The sequence below is a fragment of the Duffyella sp. Ts4 genome, assembly GCF_051851875.1.
In the GTDB taxonomy this organism is placed as follows: Bacteria; Pseudomonadota; Gammaproteobacteria; order Enterobacterales; family Enterobacteriaceae; genus Duffyella; species Duffyella gerundensis.
Genome location: NZ_JBLYPN010000001.1, coordinates 449,134 through 464,760 on the forward strand (window position 1 = coordinate 449,134; position 15,627 = coordinate 464,760).

The 15,627-nt window shown below is 56.5% G+C and carries 18 protein-coding genes; 7 read left to right on the forward strand and 11 right to left on the reverse strand.

The features are described from left to right. Window positions 1–6: 6 nt before the first annotated feature. Window positions 7–1,332 carry a murein DD-endopeptidase MepM gene (mepM, locus tag ACJY2L_RS02155; RefSeq protein ID WP_067431428.1) on the reverse strand — a complete coding sequence of 442 codons (1,326 nt, stop codon included), beginning with the start codon at window positions 1,330–1,332 and terminating at the stop codon, window positions 7–9. A gap of 14 nt (window positions 1,333–1,346) precedes the next feature. After that, window positions 1,347–2,306: a zinc ABC transporter substrate-binding protein ZnuA gene (gene znuA / locus ACJY2L_RS02160; RefSeq protein ID WP_439212655.1), complete on the reverse strand. Its 960-nt coding sequence runs from the start codon at window positions 2,304–2,306 to the stop codon at window positions 1,347–1,349. Between the two features lie 78 nt (window positions 2,307–2,384). On the opposite strand from znuA, the gene znuC reads away from it, so the two are divergent. Next, on the forward strand, window positions 2,385–3,140 hold the full coding sequence (gene znuC, locus ACJY2L_RS02165) for a zinc ABC transporter ATP-binding protein ZnuC (protein ID WP_067431431.1): 756 nt from the start codon (window positions 2,385–2,387) through the stop codon (window positions 3,138–3,140). Further along, window positions 3,137–3,922 carry a zinc ABC transporter permease subunit ZnuB gene (gene znuB, locus ACJY2L_RS02170; RefSeq protein WP_067431434.1) on the forward strand — a complete coding sequence of 262 codons (786 nt, stop codon included), beginning with the start codon at window positions 3,137–3,139 and terminating at the stop codon, window positions 3,920–3,922. The genes znuC and znuB overlap by 4 nt, the downstream gene beginning before the upstream one ends. 65 nt (window positions 3,923–3,987) lie before the next feature. Here znuB and ruvB read toward each other — a convergent pair whose 3' ends face one another. The 7 genes from ruvB to aspS form a co-directional block, all read right to left on the reverse strand. Then, window positions 3,988–4,992, reverse strand: coding sequence for a Holliday junction branch migration DNA helicase RuvB (ruvB, locus tag ACJY2L_RS02175; RefSeq protein ID WP_439212211.1), 1,005 nt, complete (start codon window positions 4,990–4,992; stop codon window positions 3,988–3,990). A gap of 8 nt (window positions 4,993–5,000) precedes the next feature. Then, window positions 5,001–5,615 (reverse strand): Holliday junction branch migration protein RuvA, encoded by a 615-nt coding sequence (ruvA, locus tag ACJY2L_RS02180; protein WP_067431440.1) that lies wholly within the window; start codon window positions 5,613–5,615, stop codon window positions 5,001–5,003. A gap of 73 nt (window positions 5,616–5,688) precedes the next feature. After that, window positions 5,689–6,216, reverse strand: coding sequence for a crossover junction endodeoxyribonuclease RuvC (gene ruvC, locus ACJY2L_RS02185; protein WP_067431443.1), 528 nt, complete (start codon window positions 6,214–6,216; stop codon window positions 5,689–5,691). A 34-nt stretch (window positions 6,217–6,250) separates the two neighbouring features. After that, a complete protein-coding gene (locus tag ACJY2L_RS02190) occupies window positions 6,251–6,994 on the reverse strand; it encodes a YebC/PmpR family DNA-binding transcriptional regulator (RefSeq protein ID WP_067431446.1) in 744 nt (247 codons plus the stop codon). 4 nt (window positions 6,995–6,998) lie between these two features. After that, complete coding sequence (locus ACJY2L_RS02195) at window positions 6,999–7,145, reverse strand: hypothetical protein (protein ID WP_157883869.1); 147 nt, start codon at window positions 7,143–7,145, stop codon at window positions 6,999–7,001. 95 nt (window positions 7,146–7,240) lie between these two features. Next, window positions 7,241–7,675 (reverse strand): dihydroneopterin triphosphate diphosphatase, encoded by a 435-nt coding sequence (nudB, locus tag ACJY2L_RS02200; protein ID WP_067431449.1) that lies wholly within the window; start codon window positions 7,673–7,675, stop codon window positions 7,241–7,243. Further along, entirely contained in the window at window positions 7,675–9,462 is a 1,788-nt protein-coding gene (aspS, locus tag ACJY2L_RS02205; protein WP_187487763.1) for an aspartate--tRNA ligase, read from the reverse strand. The genes nudB and aspS overlap by 1 nt, the downstream gene beginning before the upstream one ends. A 267-nt stretch (window positions 9,463–9,729) precedes the next feature. On the opposite strand from aspS, the gene ACJY2L_RS02210 reads away from it, so the two are divergent. The 5 genes from ACJY2L_RS02210 to ACJY2L_RS02230 all read left to right on the forward strand — a co-directional run bounded on the left by ACJY2L_RS02210 (window position 9,730) and on the right by ACJY2L_RS02230 (window position 14,169). Continuing rightward, a complete protein-coding gene (locus tag ACJY2L_RS02210; RefSeq protein WP_439212212.1) occupies window positions 9,730–10,290 on the forward strand; it encodes a hydrolase in 561 nt (186 codons plus the stop codon). 43 nt (window positions 10,291–10,333) lie between these two features. Continuing rightward, a complete protein-coding gene (locus tag ACJY2L_RS02215; protein WP_439212213.1) occupies window positions 10,334–11,149 on the forward strand; it encodes a DUF72 domain-containing protein in 816 nt (271 codons plus the stop codon). A gap of 96 nt (window positions 11,150–11,245) precedes the next feature. Then, window positions 11,246–11,974: a carboxy-S-adenosyl-L-methionine synthase CmoA gene (gene cmoA / locus ACJY2L_RS02220; RefSeq protein ID WP_439212214.1), complete on the forward strand. Its 729-nt coding sequence runs from the start codon at window positions 11,246–11,248 to the stop codon at window positions 11,972–11,974. Further along, window positions 11,971–12,939: a tRNA 5-methoxyuridine(34)/uridine 5-oxyacetic acid(34) synthase CmoB gene (gene cmoB, locus ACJY2L_RS02225; RefSeq protein WP_187487767.1), complete on the forward strand. Its 969-nt coding sequence runs from the start codon at window positions 11,971–11,973 to the stop codon at window positions 12,937–12,939. The genes cmoA and cmoB overlap by 4 nt, the downstream gene beginning before the upstream one ends. 132 nt (window positions 12,940–13,071) lie before the next feature. Beyond that, on the forward strand, window positions 13,072–14,169 hold the full coding sequence (locus ACJY2L_RS02230) for a glycerol dehydrogenase (RefSeq protein WP_439212215.1): 1,098 nt from the start codon (window positions 13,072–13,074) through the stop codon (window positions 14,167–14,169). Window positions 14,170–14,196: 27 nt separating this feature from the next. On the opposite strand, the gene ACJY2L_RS02235 is transcribed toward ACJY2L_RS02230, so the two are convergent. Then, the gene (locus ACJY2L_RS02235; protein WP_439212216.1) at window positions 14,197–15,030 is read right to left on the reverse strand and encodes a hypothetical protein; all 834 of its coding nucleotides are present in this window, start codon (window positions 15,028–15,030) and stop codon (window positions 14,197–14,199) included. 159 nt (window positions 15,031–15,189) lie between these two features. After that, window positions 15,190–15,459, reverse strand: a complete 270-nt coding sequence (locus tag ACJY2L_RS02240; protein ID WP_067431472.1) for a YdgH/BhsA/McbA-like domain containing protein — start codon at window positions 15,457–15,459, stop codon at window positions 15,190–15,192. Window positions 15,460–15,627 lie beyond the last annotated feature (168 nt).

The window sequence follows — 15,627 nt, forward strand, 5'->3', positions numbered from 1 at the left end:
GGAAGATTAATTGATCTTCAGCTGCGGCAGGACTTCTTTCACCTGCGCCAGATAGCTGCTGCGATCTTTACCGGTCAATCCTTCGGTACGCGGCAACTTCGCGGTCAGCGGGTTCACTGCCTGGTTGTTGATCCAGATTTCAAAGTGCAGATGCGGTCCGGTTGAGCGACCGGTGTTCCCGGAGATGGCGATACGATCGCCGCGCTTCACGCGCTGTCCTGGTTTCACCAGCAGTCGGCTCAGGTGCATATAGCGCGTCATGTACTGGCGACCATGACGAATCGCCACGTAGTTACCGGCGCCACCGCCATGTTTAGCCACCACCACTTCCCCGTCGCCCACCGCCAGCACCGGCGTACCGATTGGCATCGCAAAGTCAGCACCGTTGTGTGGTGCTACACGACCTGTCACCGGGTTCAGACGGCGCGGATTGAAGTTAGAGGATACGCGATACTGCTTAACGGTTGGAAAGCGCATAAAGCCACGAGCCAGACCGGACGCATTGCGATCGTAGTACTTGCCATCTTCGGCACGAATCGCGTAATAATCTTTGCCGCCGGTACGCAGGCGCACGCCCAGCAGTTGGCTCTGCTCACTTTTACCATTCAGCATTTCACGCGACATCAGCACGCTGAATTTGTCGCCGGCACGCAGCTTGCGAAAATCCATCTGCCACTGCAGCGCTTTAATGACGTTGCTGACTTCGCCACTGCTGAGGCCTGCTTTACGTGCGCTGGTGACGAAGCTGCCCTGCACGACGCCGGTCATGACATTATTCTGCCATTCGCCTTTTTGCAGCGCGCTGCTCGATTTAAAGCCATTGCCGCTGCGATCGTAAGTGCGGGTTTCGCGGCGCGAAATGTCCCAGCTTACGCGTTGCAGCTGACCATCATCGTTAAGCGTCCAGGAGAGCTGTTGACCGACCTTAAGATTACGCAAATCGCCGTCGGCTTTTACCAGCGCGTTAATGTCAGACATATCGATGCCGAACTGGTTAAGGGCGCTGCTCAGCGTATCGCCAGAGGAGATGGTGTAATCGTGAATGCCCGCTTCGACCGGCACATCCTCATCAATCTCATCTTTTGGGATATCTTCTTCCGGCGCAGGGGTCGGCTGGTCGATGGGCTCGCTGGCTTCAGGCAGCAGCGTGCGGAGTTCATTTTTCTCCAGCTCGATATGCCTGACAATTGGCATGCTTTCACTGGGATGGTAGATGTAAGGCCGCCAGATGGCGACGGCCAGGGTAATCACCGTCAGCGACCCCAACATTACGCGATGGGGGCGCGGCAAACTGTTAAATGTCATGGCGACAGAGCGGGCTATCTGCTGCACGTTGTACTTATCCTCTAGGCTCCATTCAGGCAGCTCGCATACTGGCTCGACAGTTGTGAGAGGAATTTCACATAGCTGTCTTTGGTTAAGCTGATGTTCATGCCCAGTGGATCGAGCGTGCCTTTACGTACGCTGGTTCCCCGGGCCACGGCATCGATGACGGCCGGCCTGAACTGTGGTTCAGCAAAGACGCAGACCGCCTTATGCTCAACCAACTCTGTTCTGATTTGATGTAACCGCTGCGCGCCAGGCTGAATTTCCGGGTTGACGGTAAAATGCCCCAATGGTGACAAACCGTAATGTTTTTCAAAGTAGCTGTACGCATCATGAAAAACGAAATAGCCCTTACTTTTCACCGGCGTCAGCGCGGCGTTGATATCGTGGTCTGTTTTGGTCAAACCCGCTTCAAACTGCTGCAGGTTTGCGTCAAGTTTGTCTCTGCTTTGCGGCATAAGTTCCAATAATTTCCCATGGATTGCAACCGCAGATTGTCTTGCTATATCAGGTGATAACCACAGGTGCATGTTATATTGACCATGCTCATGGTGAGCATGAGACCCGTCTTGATGTTCGGAATTTTCGTGTGCGGCATGACCCGCTTCTTCTTCATCGTCATCACCCCCGCGAATGAGTTGTGACTTCACGCCCGGCAACTGGCTTATTTCGATATTTTTTTGGGCAGGAATGGCGGCAGCTGACTTAGTGAGAAATGCTTCCATTTCCGGTCCCACCCATACCAGTAAGTCTGCGTTTTTTAAACGTTTTATATCCGAAGGACGTAATGCGTAATCGTGCTCTGAAGCGCCGTCCGGCAGCAGCACTTCCACAGGGGTCACGCCGTCAGCAATGGCTGACGCGATAAAACCCAACGGCTTGATGGAGGTAACAACCGCAGCACTGGCGCCAGGGGTAATAAAAGGGGTAAAAATCAGAGGAATGAGCAACGACAATAGTGACTTTTTATTATGTAACATAATGATACTTTCCATCGTGAGCGGCTGATGGATTGTGATATTATAACATTATAAATCTTCTGCAACCTGTAATCATTTATGCCTTCATTAGTCACTCTGAACAACATTTCGGTCAGGTTTGGCGAACGCCGCGTGCTCAGCGATATTTCGCTGACCCTGCAACCGGGCCGCATTCTGACGCTGCTCGGGCCAAACGGTGCGGGCAAGTCAACGCTGGTGCGCGTGGTGCTTGGGCTGCTGCCGGTGAGCGGCGGCACGGTTGAGCGCGATCGCGATCTGCGCATCGGCTACGTGCCGCAAAAACTACATATTGATGCCACGCTGCCGCTCAGCGTTGAACGCTTTATGCGCCTGCGCCCCGGCGTGCGTAAGGCCGACGTGCTGCCCGCGCTGAAACGCGTTCAGGCGGGTCATCTGCTTAACTCACCGCTGCAGAAGCTCTCCGGCGGTGAAACCCAGCGCGTGCTGCTGGCGCGGGCGCTGCTGAATCAGCCGCAGCTGCTGGTGCTTGATGAGCCCACCCAGGGCGTTGACGTCAATGGACAGGTCGCGCTGTATGACCTGATTAACCAACTGCGTAACGAACTCAACTGCGCGGTGCTGATGGTTTCTCACGACCTGCATCTGGTGATGGCAAAGACCGACGACGTCCTGTGTCTTAATCACCATATCTGCTGTTCAGGCACGCCAGAAGTGGTGTCGCAACATCCGGAATTCATCGCGATGTTTGGCCCGCGCGGCGCTGAGCAGCTGGCGATCTATCGTCATAATCACAACCACCGTCACGACCTACAGGGACGTATCGTTTTACGCAGAGGACAAGGTCCGTCATGATTGAATTACTGCTTCCCGGCTGGCTGGCCGGCATGCTGCTGGCGCTCGCCGCCGGGCCGCTGGGCTCGTTTGTAGTCTGGCGAAGAATGTCCTATTTCGGCGATACGCTGGCGCACGCATCGCTGCTCGGCGTGGCGTTTGGCCTGCTGCTGAACATCAATCCTTTCTATGCGGTCGTGGCGGTTACGCTGCTGCTGGCGCTGGCGCTGGTCTGGCTGGAGCGTCGGCCACAGCTCGCCATCGATACGCTGTTGGGGATTCTGGCACACAGCGCGCTGTCGCTGGGCTTAGTGGTGGTCAGCCTGATGGCCGACGTCCGCGTCGATTTAATGGCCTATCTGTTTGGTGATCTGCTGGCGGTGACGCCGCAGGATCTCTGGACGCTGGGCATTGGCGTCGCCTGCGTGCTGGCGGTGCTGGCGTGGCAGTGGCAGGCGTTGCTGTCGATTACCATTAGCCCAGAGCTGGCGCAGGTAGATGGCGTAAATATGCAGCGCTCACGCCTGCTGCTGATGCTGGTCACTGCGTTAACCATCGGCGTGGCAATGAAGTTTGTCGGCGCGTTGATCATCACTTCGCTGTTGATCATTCCGGCTGCCACCGCACGCCGTTTTGCTCCATCACCGGAGCGCATGGCGGGCCTGGCAGTGGTGATGGGTATGTTGGCGGTCAGCGGCGGGCTCTGCCTGTCGGCGTTCTACGATACACCCGCGGGCCCGTCGGTAGTGCTCTGCGCCGCGGCGTTGTTTATGGTCAGCATGATGAAACGTCCTGCGGTCTGAGCCGCCGGGCAGACAAAAAAAGAGCCGCACACGTGCGGCTCTTTTTTTTAGGGTGGTGCAGCGACTTACTCTTCGCGAGTGATACCAAAATGCTTGTACGCATGTTGAGTAGCAATTCGTCCGCGTGGCGTACGCTGAATGAACCCCTGCTGAATCAGATAGGGTTCCAGCACATCCTCAATGGTTTCTCGCTCTTCGCCGATGGCTGCCGCCAGGTTGTCCAGGCCCACCGGACCGCCGGTGAATTTATCGATAATCGCCAGCAGCAGCTTGCGGTCCATATAGTCAAACCCTTCGGTATCGACGTTCAGCAGATTCAGCGCTTTGATCGCCACCTCGCCACTCAGCTCACCGGAATGGCGCACCTCTGAGAAGTCACGCACCCGGCGCAGCAGACGGTTAGCGATACGCGGCGTACCGCGTGCGCGGCGGGCCACTTCCAGCGCACCCTCCTCACTCAGCGGCAAACCCAGACGCGATGCGCTGCGGCTGACAATGTGCTGTAAATCCTCAATGCGATAGAACTCCAGCCGCTGAACAATGCCAAAACGATCGCGCAGCGGTGAGGTCAGCGAGCCAGCACGCGTGGTGGCGCCGATCAGGGTAAACGGCGGCAGATCGAGCTTGATCGAACGCGCGGCCGGCCCTTCGCCAATCATGATATCGAGCTGGTAATCTTCCATGGCGGGATAGAGCACTTCTTCCACCACCGGCGACAGACGATGGATCTCATCAATAAACAGCACGTCGTGCGGTTCAAGATTGGTCAGCATCGCCGCCAGATCGCCCGCCTTTTCCAGCACCGGACCCGACGTGGTGCGCAGATTAACGCCCATTTCGTTGGCAACGATGTTAGCCAGCGTGGTTTTACCCAGGCCCGGCGGGCCGAAAATCAGCAGATGATCCAGCGCATCGCCACGCATTTTCGCCGCCTGGATGAAGATTTCCATCTGCTCGCGCACCTGTGGCTGCCCGACATACTCTTCCAGCAGCTTCGGCCGAATAGCGCGGTCGATGCTCTCTTCTTCGTTCAGGGTGCCAGGCGAGACCAGGCGATCGGCTTCAATCATTATTTACCTCAGAGGGCTGCACGAAGGGCTTCGCGGATCAGCGTTTCGCAGTCGGCATCTTTACGGCCAACTTTGCTAATCATGCGGCTCGCTTCCTGCGGTTTATAACCCAGCGCCACCAGCGCCGCTACCGCTTCGCCTTCCGCATCGTTCGCCGCAGGCTGTTCGCCCGGCGCAGTAAGCGTAAAGGCGGAGTCGCTGCCGAACAGATCGCCATGCATGCCCTTAAAGCGATCTTTCATTTCCACCACCAGACGTTCAGCGGTTTTCTTGCCAACGCCCGGGAGTTTGATCAGCGTGGCGACTTCTTCACGCTCAACGGCGGTCACAAACTGCTGGCCGGACATGCCGGAGAGGATTGCCAGCGCCAGCTTAGGCCCGACGCCAATCACTTTAATCAGCTCGCGGAACAGCGCGCGCTCCTGTTTGGTGTTAAAGCCAAACAGCAGCTGAGCATCTTCTCTGACCACAAAATGGGTAAAAATCACCGCTTCTTGATGCAGCTCAGGCAGCTCGTAGAAACAGGTCATCGGCATGTGAACTTCGTAGCCCACGCCGTTTGCTTCGATCAGCACCTGCGGCGGCTGCTTCTCCAGAATATTGCCTCGTAAACGACCTATCACAGCATTGCTTCCTGTAAAATTATGCGCATATGCGGCTGTTTATAACATAAAAAAAGCTGGATGAATATCCAGCTCAGGAGGAACGTAAGCGGCCGCGCGCCAGGCTAAGTCGGTTTTCACTCATTTTCGCGGCGTTCTGCGTAATGTGGCAGTGCGTAATGGCAATGGCCAGCGCATCTGCCGCATCCGCCTGAGGATTGGCGGCCAGTTTCAGCAACGTGCGTACCATGTGCGCCACCTGGCTTTTCTCTGCGCTACCGATGCCAACCACCGTTTGCTTCACCTGGCGTGCGGCGTATTCAAACACCGGCAAATCCTGGTTCACCGCGGCAACAATCGCCGCGCCGCGTGCCTGGCCAAGCTTAAGCGCCGAGTCGGCATTTTTCGCCATAAAGACCTGCTCAATGGCGAAAAAGTCAGGCTGGAACTGGGTGATGATTTCACTGACGCCCGCATAAATCAGCTTCAGTCGCGTGGGTAAATCATCCACCCCGGTGCGAATACAGCCGCTGCCGAGATAGGTCAGCTGGCGGCCGGTTTGACGAATAACGCCGTAGCCGGTGATGCGTGAGCCGGGATCAATGCCAAGAATAATCGCCATCACGCCTCTCCGCTAAGTGCTGCAGGCAACGTCATCAAAGCGTCGCCGCCACCTCGTCAGAAATTTCACCGTTATGGTAAACCTCCTGCACGTCGTCGCAATCTTCCAGCATATCGATCAGGCGCATCAGTTTTGGCGCAGTTTCCGCATCCATATCCGCTTTGGTGGATGGGATCATCGCCACTTCAGCGCTTTCCGGCTGCAGGCCAGCGGCAATCAGCTGATCTTTTACTTCGCCGAGGTTTTCCCAGGCGGTAAAGATATCGATGGTGCCATCGTCGTAGGTCACAACATCTTCCGCGCCCGCTTCCAGCGCCGCTTCCATCACCTGATCTTCATCCAGGCCCGGCTCAAACGAGATCACGCCTTTTTTGCTGAACAGGTAAGCCACGGAACCATCGGTGCCGAGGTTGCCGCCGGTTTTGGTAAATGCGTGGCGCACTTCAGAAACGGTACGGTTGCGGTTATCGCTCAGGCACTCAATCATTACCGCTGAGCCACCTGGGCCGTAACCTTCATAAATGATGGTTTCCATGTTGGCGTTATCATCGCCGCCGACGCCGCGCGCAATGGCACGATCCATGGTGTCACGCGTCATGTTGTTGGATAACGCTTTATCCATCGCCGCACGCAGACGCGGGTTTGAAGCAGGATCGCCGCCGCCCAGTTTCGCTGCAGTCACCAGCTCACGAATGATTTTGGTAAAGATTTTACCGCGTTTGGCATCCTGCGCCGCTTTGCGGTGCTTGGTGTTTGCCCATTTACTGTGTCCAGCCATTACTTCATCTCTCTTTGTAATCACTTGCCAGGCTATCTGACTGGCGATCGTATTCCCCGGCGATGCACACTTTCCCTGGCGCGATGCGCTGCGGTTGCGGCGTGCTGGCGGTCAATACCTCGCTGCGACGATAACGCCTGTAGGTTGACAAGGTATCCCTGAACGCCCGGTCAGGCTTCAGAGGTTTGCTGTTAACTTAACGATATCGCTAACGGCGCGCTTGTAAGCCGATCGTTCACGCTGCCGTTAGCCAATAAACTCTTCAATTGCCTGGCGATTGCTCCAGGACTTAGTCAGCTGAGCGGCATCGCGCGGCGCAAGCCACTGCGATGCCAGATGCTCACTGACGATAACGTTCCGCTCAGCGGGCAACGCCAGTAAAAACCAGTGCTCGCGGTTGTGCGTCACGTCTGGCGCATAACGATGACGAAAATGGGCGAAGATTTCGAATTCTATCTCACGGTGGCAGTCAACAACCTTGAGCTGCTCCGCATCAATATCAATCTCCACCTCTTCCTGCACTTCCCTTCGCGCCGCCTGCACGGGCGATTCACCCGCTTCGAGGCTACCGGTCACCGACTGCCAGAAAGTGGGATCATCGCGCCGCTGCAGCATCAGCACCCGTCCCGTATCCACAGCATAGATCACCACCAGGACCGACACGGGATGCTTGAACGCCATTATTTGTTCTCTGCGCTCTCAGGCTTCTCTTTCTTCACTACCTGAATCGCCAGCTCGTTCAGCGCCGCCGGGCTGGCGAAGCTTGGCGCTTCGGTCATCAGGCAGGCTGCCGCGGTGGTTTTCGGGAACGCAATCACATCACGGATGTTATCGGTGCCGGTCAGCAGCATCACCAGACGATCCAGACCAAAGGCCAGGCCGGCGTGCGGCGGCGTACCGAATTTCAGCGCATCCAGCAGGAAGCCAAACTTCTCACGCTGTTCTTCAGCGGTGATACCCAGCAGGCTGAACACCGCCTGTTGCATCTCACCGTGGTGAATACGCACCGAACCGCCGCCCACTTCATAGCCGTTGATCACCATGTCATAAGCGTTGGCAATGGCGTTTTCCGGCGACTGCGTCAGCTGCTCTGGCGTCATCGCTTTTGGTGCGGTAAACGGATGGTGCATCGCTGCCAGGCCGCCTTCGCCATCTTCCTCGAACATTGGGAAGTCGATAACCCACAGCGGTGCCCAGCTGTCGGTGCGGGTGATGTTCAGATCGCGGCCCACTTTCAGGCGCAGCGCACCCAGCGCATCGGCCACCACTTTCGCGCTGTCAGCGCCGAAGAAGATCAGATCGCCATCTTCTGCAGCGGTGCGCTGTAGCATGGTTTCAACGATTTCAGCGGTGAGGAACTTGGCGATCGGGCTCTGTACGCCTTCTGCACCCGCGGCACGGCTGTTGACCTTCATCCACGCCAGGCCTTTCGCGCCATAAATTTCTACAAACTTGCCATAGTCGTCAATCTGTTTGCGGCTCAGCTGTGCGCCGCCCGGCACGCGCAGTGCGGCAACACGGCCTTTGGCATCGTTCGCCGGGCCAGAGAACACCTTGAACTCCACCGCTTTCAGCAGATCGCCGACGTCCACCAGCTCCATCGGATTACGCAGATCGGGCTTGTCAGAGCCGTAACGCGTCATCGCTTCAGCAAAGGTCATCTGCGGAAACTCGCCAAGGTCTTCGCCTTTGATTTCCAGCCATAAGTTGCGGATCAGACGCTCCATCAACTCGCGCACCTGTGGCGCGGTCAGGAACGAGGTTTCCACATCAATCTGGGTAAATTCAGGCTGACGATCGGCACGCAAATCTTCATCACGGAAACATTTCACGATCTGATAATAGCGGTCAAAACCGGACATCATCAGCAGCTGTTTAAACAGCTGTGGCGACTGCGGCAGCGCATAAAACTTGCCTTTGTGCACGCGGCTTGGCACCAGATAGTCACGCGCGCCTTCCGGCGTGGCCTTGGTCAGCATCGGCGTTTCGATATCCAGAAAGCCGTTGTCATCCATAAAGCGACGCACAAAGCTGCTAATTTTAGCGCGCGCTTTCAGGCGCTGGGCCATTTCCGGGCGACGCAGATCGAGATAACGATATTTCAGACGCGCTTCTTCGCTGTTGGTCTGATTGGAATCGAGCGGCAGCGGATCGGCACGATTGATGATGGTCAGCGCGGTCGCGAACACTTCCACTTCGCCGGTCGCCATGTCGCTGTTTTTGTTCTTCTCGTCGCGCGCTTTTACCGTACCGGTCAGCTGAATGCAGAATTCATTGCGCAGTTCAGACGCGAGCTGGAAAGCATCCTGATGATCCGGGTCGAAAAAGACCTGCACGATGCCTTCGCGGTCACGCATATCGATAAAGATCAGGCTGCCAAGATCACGGCGACGGTTAACCCAGCCGCAAAGTGTAACCTGCTGACCTACATGTGACAGGTTGAGCTGTCCGCAATATTCTGTACGCATAACGCATTCCTTTTAACTTCGCCGCTGCAGCATTGGTAACATCCCTGCGTGAGGTAAAGGGACGCTACCGCAAAAAAGGCGGCTATTATAATGGAAAATGGTGATAACGATAAGTGTTGCCGCGGCGATCTGGCGCTTTCGGCCGCAACTAAACCCTTAGCAGACATATTAATTCACAATAAGGGATAATTTTGCACACTCTTCCTTACCACAGCGACATCAATCCGTGGCAGGCTTAACCTTTTCCCTTTTTAACAGGATTCCAGCATGAAACTTAACACCGCAACCACCGCTCTGGTGTTGATCGATCTTCAGGAAGGCATTCTGCCTTTTGCGGGCGGACCGCACAGCGCGCAGGATGTGGTCAGTCGCGCCGCCACGTTAGCCGCGGCATTTCGCGCTCACAGTGCGCCGGTAGTGCTGGTGCGCGTTGGCTGGTCCGCCGATTTTGCCGATGCGCCGAAACAGGAAGTCGATGCACCCGCCCATGGCGCACTGCCTGAAAACTGGTGGGATTATCCGGCGGCGCTGGGCAAAAAGGAGAGCGACCTGCAGATCACGAAACATCAATGGGGCGCGTTTTATGGCACCGATCTGGAGCTGCAGTTGCGTCGTCGCGGCATCGATACCCTTGTTCTTGGCGGCATCTCCACCAACATTGGCGTGGAATCCACCGCCCGCAATGCGTGGGAGCTGGGTTTTAACCTCGTGGTGGTCGAAGATATCTGTAGCGCCTTCAGTGCCGAACAGCACAACAGCAGCGTTGAGTGGATTTTCCCGCGCCTCGGCAAGGTTCGTCAGTCGGCGGATGTGATCGCGGCACTGTAATCATTTCGGGATGGCGAGCCATCCCCTTTTTTAAGTCAGGCTTATGCGCATCGGTTTACCACAGTGGCAGCACCCGCACTGGAAGAAAATGGGGCTGGAAACCCTGGCGGATTATGCCCGCTACTTTAATTGCGTCGAGGGCAACACCACGCTTTACGCGCTGCCAAAAGGTGAAACCGTGCTGCGCTGGCGTGATATGACCGATGACGCCTTTCGCTTTTGCTTTAAATTCCCGGCGACTATTACCCATCAGGCCGGATTGCGCCAGTGCGACGAGCTGGTCGATACCTTTTTCCGTACGCTCGATCCGCTGGCGGCGCGCATTGGCCAATACTGGCTACAGATGCCGGCCAGCTTTGGCCCGGAACATCTTTCCGCACTGTGGCCGTTTCTCGACGCGTTGCCCGGCTGCTTCAGCTACGGCATCGAGGTGCGCCATGCGCAGTTTTTTGCCAAAGGCGAAGCGGAACAGGCGCTGAACCGCGGCCTGCATCAGCGCGGCGTTAACCGCGTAATCCTCGACAGCCGACCGGTTCACCTTTCCCCTTCCACCAGCGCGGCGTCACTGGATGCCAAACAGAAAAAGCCGCAGGTGCCGGTGCATGCGGTGCGCACGGCAACCCAGCCGATGGTGCGTTTTATCGGTGGCGATGAGCTGGACGCCAACGAGCAGCTGTTCCAGCCGTGGCTGAAGAAACTGGCGGCATGGCAGACGGAAGGCGAACCCTGGCTATTTCTGCATACGCCGGATATCGGCGAGGTGCTGCATCTGGTTCAGCGGCTGTGGCCTCATCTGGCGCAGCGTTTATCGCTGACGCTGCCGCCGCCCGACTGGCCGCAACAGGATGCGCTGTTCTGACCGTTGCCACAGGTTAATGTGGCAGAAGAGGTGCAGCCCGCCTCACTTTCTGCCAAAATAGCGCCCTTTCCGTAGCTACCTGTCGGACTTACCGTTATGTCTAATCGCGATACGCTGTTCTCCGCCCCGATCGATAAGCTGGGCGACTGGACTTTTGACGAGCGCGTTGCTGAAGTTTTCCCGGATATGATCCAGCGCTCGGTGCCGGGTTATTCCAACATCATTTCCATGATCGGCATGCTGGCGGAGCGCTTTGTGCAACCCCACAGCCAGGTTTACGATCTCGGCTGTTCGCTCGGGGCCGCCACCTTGTCGGTACGCCGCAATATTCAGGTCGACGGCTGTAAAATTATCGCTATCGACAATTCACCGGCGATGGTCGAGCGCTGCCGTCGTCACATCGACGCCTTTCGCGCCGATACGCCGGTTAAGGTGATTGAAGCGGATATCCGTGCGGTGCCGATCGAAAACGCCTCGCTGGTGGTGCTTAATTTTACCCTGCAGTTTCTCGATCCCAACGAGCGCCTGGCGCTGCTGGAGCGCATCTGGCATGGCCTGAAACCCGGCGGTGCGCTGGTGGTTTCTGAGAAGTTCAGCTTTGACGATGCGGAAGTGGGCGAGCTGCTGTTCAACATGCATCATGACTTTAAGCGCGCTAACGGTTACAGCGAGCTGGAAATCAGCCAGAAGCGCAGCATGCTGGAAAACGTAATGCTGACCGACAGCGTTAACACCCATAAAGCGCGGCTAAAACAGGCGGGCTTTACCCATGCTGAACTCTGGTTTCAGTGTTTTAACTTCGGCTCGCTGGTGGCGTTGAAATGATCGACTTTGGAAATTTTTATCGCCACATCGCTACCGGTCCACTGGCCAGCTGGCTGGAAGTGCTGCCGGCGCAGATCGCCACCTGGCAGCGTGAAAATCTGCATGGCCACTTTCGCAACTGGGAAAAAGCGGTGGATTACCTGCCTGCGATGGTGCCGGAACAGCTCGATCTGCTGCACAGCGTCAGCGCCGACAGCAGCCAGCTCACCGACCGCCAGCGCGCGGGCATTGAGAAGCTGCTGCGTAATCTGATGCCGTGGCGCAAAGGCCCGTATCAGCTTTACGGCACCACCATCGATACCGAATGGCGCTCCGACTGGAAATGGCAGCGGGTGCTGCCGCATATCTCGTCGCTGGCCGGACGCACGGTGCTGGACGTGGGCTGCGGCAGCGGCTATCACATGTGGCGTATGCTGGGTGCCGGTGCTCACTTTGTGGTGGGTATCGACCCGATGCAGCTGTTTCTCTGCCAGTTTGAAGCGGTACGTAAACTGCTTGGCAACGATCAGCGTGCGCATCTGTTGCCGATTGGCATCGAGCAGCTACCGGAGCTGAAGGCGTTTGATACCGTGTTCTCTATGGGCGTGCTGTATCACCGCCGTTCCCCGCTGGATCATCTCTATCAGCTGAAAAATCAGCTGGTCAGCGGTGGCGAATTGGTGCTGGAAACGCTGGTGGTGGAAGGCGACGAGCACAGCGTGCTGGTGCCGGGCGAACGCTACGCGCAGATGCGCAATATTTACTTCCTGCCGTCGGCCGCCGCACTGAAAAGCTGGCTGGAGAAGTGCGGATTTGAAGATGTGCGCATCGTCGATTATGCACTGACCTCGACCGACGAGCAGCGCCGCACCAGCTGGATGACCAGCGAATCCCTGGCGGAATTTCTCGATCCCAACGACAGCAGCAAAACCGTCGAAGGCTATCCGGCGCCGCTGCGCGCGGTGCTGGTTGCCCGTAAACCCTGACTTACACGGGCGGTACGCTGCCGCCCATTTTCCCGCCGGTTGTCTTCTTGCTACGCATAATCAAAACCACATCGGCTCTCCTGTGCCAGGCTTAACCAGCTTATTTTCATCAACGTTAAGGAGTGCAGCACTATGAGCAGATTCATATTTTCCTCTCCACGTAAGTATGTTCAGGGCGCCGGTGTGATCGCTGAGCTGGGCACCTATGTTGCCGATCTGGGCAAACAGGCCTTTCTGGTCGCGGATGAAATCGTTTGGAGGCTGATTGGTCAGCAGGCGCAACAGGCGCTGCAGCAGGGAGGCGTTGAAAGCCACTATCAGCAGTTTAACGGCGAAGCCTCCAGCAATGAAATCTCGCGCCTCAGCCAGCTGGCACGGGAAAAAGGCAGCAACGTGATTGTCGGGCTCGGCGGCGGGAAAACGCTGGATACGGTCAAGGCGGTAGCGGATGAGCTGGCGCTGCCGGTGGTAATTGTACCGACCGTGGCCTCTACCGATGCGCCGTGCAGCGCCCTGTCGGTGATCTATTCCGATACCGGCGTATTTGAAACCTATCGTTTTTACAGCAAAAACCCCGATCTGGTGCTGGTAGATACCTTCGTCTGCGCGCAGGCACCGGTACGCCTGTTCGCCTCCGGCATTGCTGACGGACTCGCCACCTATGTTGAAGCGCAGGCGGTGCAGCGCTCTCACGCTAAATCGATGGTCAACGGCGATCCGACCATTGCCGGGATGGCAATCGCCCGCGCCTGTGAAGAGACGCTGTTAACCTGGGGCTTCAGCGCCTATCAGGCCGTTGCGCAAAAACTGGTGACACCGGCGGTGGAAGCGGTAGTGGAAGCCAATACGCTGCTGTCAGGACTGGGTTTCGAAAACGCCGGCCTGGCGGGCGCGCACGCTATTCATAATGGCTTTACCGCCATTGACGGCGATATTCACCATCTGACGCACGGTGAAAAAGTGGCCTACGGCACGCTGACGCAGATGGTACTGGAACAGCGGCCTGATGAAGAGATCGCCCGCTATATTCGCTTTTATCGCTCCATCAATATGCCCACCACGCTGGCGGAATTGCATCTGGAAAACGAACGCTGGGAAAACCTGGTGAAAATCGGCGAGCTGGCTAACAGCGAAGGCGATACGTTGAAGAACCTCAATCCCAACCTGAGCGCGGAGACCATCGCCCATGCGATTCGTGCGGTTGATGCCTTCAGCAAAACGGTGAAGTAATGCAGCCTGCGGCGTCTGCGGACGCCGCTACTCCTTTTGCCCGTAATAGTCATAGCGATAAGCGGTGCCGAAGTTGCGCTGTAGCGTGCCGTTGGCATAGGTTTCCGTCTGACGGGAATAGCTGAGCGTACAGTTGCCAATCGCATCCCACAGCTGACACTCATCCAGCGTATCGAGCGTGCTGACCGCGGTCACGTGCGTGCCGTGAATCCGCAGTTCCCGCTGCAAATTATCGTAGCTGTAGAGATCCTTGCCCTTCTCCGAGCGCATTGCCGCAATCAATCCGCGCCGATCCCATTGGTAACGCATCACGCCATTGGCCTCGTCATCGCTGCCGCGCGCCACGCTGTTTTGCAGGCGCAGCTGGCTATCGTGCTGATAGGTGGTTTCGGTAAAGCCTTTCTTGCCCATATTGGTAAAGCTATCGGTAGCGCTGAGAATGGTGCCCTGTTTGCCGACCTGCCAGCTGATGGTGCCCTGCCGGTTATCCACCACCGTTTGTTTACCCGCTTTTTCGACCTTTACCAGCCAGGCATATTCCGCCACCCAGCCGTGCGCCACGCGGGAAATATGCTGCTGCATGGTCAGCAGCACATTGTTTTCATTTTTGTCGTAGCTGATATCGGCCACGGTCAGGCTGCCGCAGGGATCGAACTGGCCAAGAATGCGCTTTTGCGAGTTAACGTCTTTGCCAAACTCTCCGCCGACAAACTGGCGAATCTGCCCCTTTGCCGTGCCGCCCAGCATGATGAGATTGTTGCTGTCAGCCATCTGCCTGCTGTGCGGGCTGCAGGTTTCATCTGCTAACAGCGAGGTCGAGAAAAAGCCTGCACAGATCAACACGTAACCACGATATTTCATCGCTGCGTCCGCCTGAAGAGAAGATAAGAAAAGGTAAACACCTTACGATGGGCTGGCAATATTTTTATTGGCAGAGAGGCAACGACAGAAGCGTGCAAAGCAGAAAAAGCAGAGGCATCCGGCACGGTGCGCCGGATGCCCGATCAACTCACTAACGGCTTATTTATAGATATCAGCGGTAGCGCTGAAGCGGCCATGTTCACGACCGGCAACCACCATGTAATAGGTTGCGCCTTTCTCATCGGCCATTTTTGACAGCTCGCGCTTGGCATCCATTGGCGAGGTGGTTTTAGCCGTGGTGTTCACGGTGCCAATTTTTTCCAGGTTCATTTTCTGCACTTCTTCTTTGGTCACTTCTTTTGCAGCAAACGCAGAAAAAGATACGGCACTAACAACCAGAGCAGTTACGACGGTTTTCATCATGTTCATCATCCATTCCTCATTTATTATTGATTTACCTGTGTTTACCGCCGCTCGCTCCACGAACCGGAAAACATCGTGAACGGTAGTAAAGGGGTACAAAGCGGTTGATCTACATGAAACAGTATTGTCGCGTAACTATATTTTGCCAGTGACCGGCAGAACTTTTTGTAAACA

Coding starts and splice junctions, on each gene's coding strand:
- cmoB (WP_187487767.1), top strand. CDS start 11,971: ATGATCGACTTTGGAAATTTTTATCGCCACATCGCTACCGGTCCACTG.
- ACJY2L_RS02230 (WP_439212215.1), top strand. CDS start 13,072: ATGAGCAGATTCATATTTTCCTCTCCACGTAAGTATGTTCAGGGCGCC.
- ruvB (WP_439212211.1), bottom strand. CDS start 4,992: ATGATTGAAGCCGATCGCCTGGTCTCGCCTGGCACCCTGAACGAAGAA.
- ruvC (WP_067431443.1), bottom strand. CDS start 6,216: ATGGCGATTATTCTTGGCATTGATCCCGGCTCACGCATCACCGGCTAC.
- ACJY2L_RS02240 (WP_067431472.1), bottom strand. CDS start 15,459: ATGAACATGATGAAAACCGTCGTAACTGCTCTGGTTGTTAGTGCCGTA.
- ACJY2L_RS02190 (WP_067431446.1), bottom strand. CDS start 6,994: ATGGCTGGACACAGTAAATGGGCAAACACCAAGCACCGCAAAGCGGCG.
- nudB (WP_067431449.1), bottom strand. CDS start 7,675: ATGGCGTTCAAGCATCCCGTGTCGGTCCTGGTGGTGATCTATGCTGTG.
- znuA (WP_439212655.1), bottom strand. CDS start 2,306: ATGTTACATAATAAAAAGTCACTATTGTCGTTGCTCATTCCTCTGATT.
- aspS (WP_187487763.1), bottom strand. CDS start 9,462: ATGCGTACAGAATATTGCGGACAGCTCAACCTGTCACATGTAGGTCAG.
- znuB (WP_067431434.1), top strand. CDS start 3,137: ATGATTGAATTACTGCTTCCCGGCTGGCTGGCCGGCATGCTGCTGGCG.
- ACJY2L_RS02235 (WP_439212216.1), bottom strand. CDS start 15,030: ATGAAATATCGTGGTTACGTGTTGATCTGTGCAGGCTTTTTCTCGACC.
- znuC (WP_067431431.1), top strand. CDS start 2,385: ATGCCTTCATTAGTCACTCTGAACAACATTTCGGTCAGGTTTGGCGAA.
- ACJY2L_RS02215 (WP_439212213.1), top strand. CDS start 10,334: ATGCGCATCGGTTTACCACAGTGGCAGCACCCGCACTGGAAGAAAATG.
- ACJY2L_RS02210 (WP_439212212.1), top strand. CDS start 9,730: ATGAAACTTAACACCGCAACCACCGCTCTGGTGTTGATCGATCTTCAG.
- cmoA (WP_439212214.1), top strand. CDS start 11,246: ATGTCTAATCGCGATACGCTGTTCTCCGCCCCGATCGATAAGCTGGGC.